Genomic DNA, 2514 nt, shown 5'->3' on the forward strand with positions numbered 1-2514 from the left:
GCAGGTCGGTTCCGTCCCGAGTGTGAACCCGCCGCCCGCACCCTGACGACCCGGCCCGTTCCGCTGCCGGATCGCCGACGAGACAGCCGGCGAGATCTACGACACGTCGATGCTCGGGGCGTCGTGACGACCTGACGCGAGGTGGCGTGATCAAGCCGCCGACGGACACCCGGCGTGACGGCATCCGTACTTCTTGCCGAGCAGCGACGGCCTTCTGGTGCCGTGTTCAAGCGTTGGGGTGGGGGTGATTGCGAGCCGCCCGGGTATGTCCACTATGGTCATCAACGGCACTTCTGTTCTACCGATCCATAGGTGTCCGGATTATGAAGTGTCTGCTACATGTCATGCAGATATACCTATTTTGATAGAGATACCCGTCGGACCGATGTGCCTGGTCCTGCCCCCGGTTCGGCGGCCCCTCCGAGTATGTCGGGGCAGGTGCGGGGAGCCGTGGTTCCGGGTGTGGCCGGCGGATCCGGCCGCGTTCCGGCGGTGACGGCACTGACCGGGTCGTCGGCCGCCGGGCTGGCCAGCCCGAACCCGACAGCTCCCTCGTAGGCGCACGGGAAGGACACGTCTTGCCCCGTCGTGGTATGGCCTGGCTTCCGGAGGACTGGGACCAGTTCGTCCGGAATCATCAGCGCCCGCCGGCGCCCCACGGCTCCTCAGGCTCCGGCGCGGCTCGCCGCCGTACCACTCCTCCTCCGCGACGCGCGGTCACCATCGCCGCGTTCACCACCGGGACGATCGCGGCCTCGACCGCCGCCTTCGCGGCCACCGTCCCCGGGGGCGCCGACGGAACCTCGTCACTGGAGTCGAACTCCCTCACCCAGGAAGCCGCGCTCGTCCCGGGACACCACGCCACCGGCGGCGATGCGGCCTCGGCCCGCAGGCTCGCCCCGTTGGCCACCGCCATCGCGGACCACGACCCCGTCTTCACCAGTGTCTCGATCGCCGCGGACAAGACCTCGGTCGCGCCCAACACCCCGGTGCTGCTCACGGTGCGGGCGTTGGAATCGGACAGCGGCACCCCGCTTGCGAACCAGGACGTCCGTATCGTCGTGGTGAACGGTCCCCGGTGGCAGACCTCCACGAGGTTGCGGACCGACGCGAACGGCGCCGCGCAGATCACCGCGCGCCTGCTCTCCACGACGATGATCACTGCGGTCTTCGACGGATCGAACGCCCTGCGTCCCTCCGTGGCCGGCGCCGCCACGGTGACGATCGCGAGTCCGACGGGTTCGGGACGGTCGGGTCCGGGACGGTCGGGTCCGGGACGGTCGGGTCCGGGAGGGTCGGGTTCCGTCATCGACCAGGCGATCCCAAAGGTCATCCCGGGCAGCTCGATCGGGGAGAAGGCCGTCTACCTCGCGTCGTTGAACAAGGGTAAGCCGTATGTCTGGGGCGCGGAGGGTCCGTACTCGTTCGACTGCTCCGGACTCGTCCAGTACGTCTTCAAACAACTCGGCCGCTCGCTGCCGCGCGTGGCCGAGGACCAGTACCGGGTCTCGATGAAGGTGCCCCAGTCCGGCAAGCAGCCCGGTGACTTGATCTTTTATGGTACTCCTGGGAATATCTACCATGTCGGCATCTACGCCGGGAATGGGTATATGTGGGCTGCCCCGCAGACCGGCGGTGTCGTGTCGCTGCGGCCCATCTACAGCTCCACCTACAAGGTCGGCCGCATCCTCTGAGCCCGGTCCCACCTGACCCGGTCCGAACGCCGGGGTACCCCGCCGGCGGATCCCTCTCCGCTCCCCGTGCCCCACGATCCGCTAGCGTCAGCGATGTCCGGCCCGTCGGCGGGGCGTTGCGGCCCCCACCGGGCCCGGACGTCCCCACCGGCGCCGAACCCGTCGGGTGGGGACCTGCGGGAGCGCCGGGTGCGGTGGGCTGCCGTTCACCGCCTTCGCGGCGCGTCGCGCCGCCCAACCGGTGGAGGAGAGACGGCCGCATGACCATGCCCACCGCCTCGGACCGGATCTGGACGGTTCCGAACGCGCTGTCCGCCCTGCGGCTGCTCGGCGTGCCGGTCTTCCTCTGGCTGGTGCTGGGTCCGAAGGCGGACGGTGCGGCGCTCGGCGTTCTCGCGTTCGCCGGAATCAGCGACTACCTGGACGGCAAGCTCGCGCGGGTGCTGAACCAGACGAGTCGCCTCGGCGTCCTGCTGGATCCCCTCGCCGACCGGTTCTACATCCTCGCCACCATCGTCGCTCTGACCCTCCGCGGGATCGTGCCGGTCTGGTTCGCGGTTCTGCTCCTTGCCCGCGACGTGGCGTTGCTGGCGCTGCCGCCGTTGCTGCGCAGGATCGGGGTCGGCGTCACACTGCCCGTGCACTACCTGGGCAAGGCTGCGACGTTCAACCTGTTGTACGCCTTCCCTCTCCTACTGCTGTCTGCCGGGGATTCCTGGCTGGCCACCGCGGCACGCCCGGTCGGATGGGCGTTTGCGATCTGGGGTACTGCCCTGTACTGGTGGTCTGGTCTTCTGTACTTCGTCCAGGCCGGCCAGCT

Annotated in this window: 2 protein-coding genes; both read left to right on the top strand. The window is 69.1% G+C overall.

Annotated features, from left to right (window positions below; translation table 11 throughout):
• The first annotated feature begins 578 nt into the window (after positions 1-578).
• Positions 579-1694, top strand: coding sequence for a C40 family peptidase (locus tag AC08ON_RS06450; RefSeq protein WP_476616627.1), 1116 nt, complete (start codon positions 579-581; stop codon positions 1692-1694).
• A gap of 260 nt (positions 1695-1954) precedes the next feature.
• Positions 1955-2514 (top strand): cardiolipin synthase ClsA (gene clsA, locus AC08ON_RS06455; protein ID WP_476616628.1); only part of this gene is annotated, 560 nt, incomplete at its 3' end.

The organism is Frankia sp. CoWAU3 (assembly GCF_977971855.1).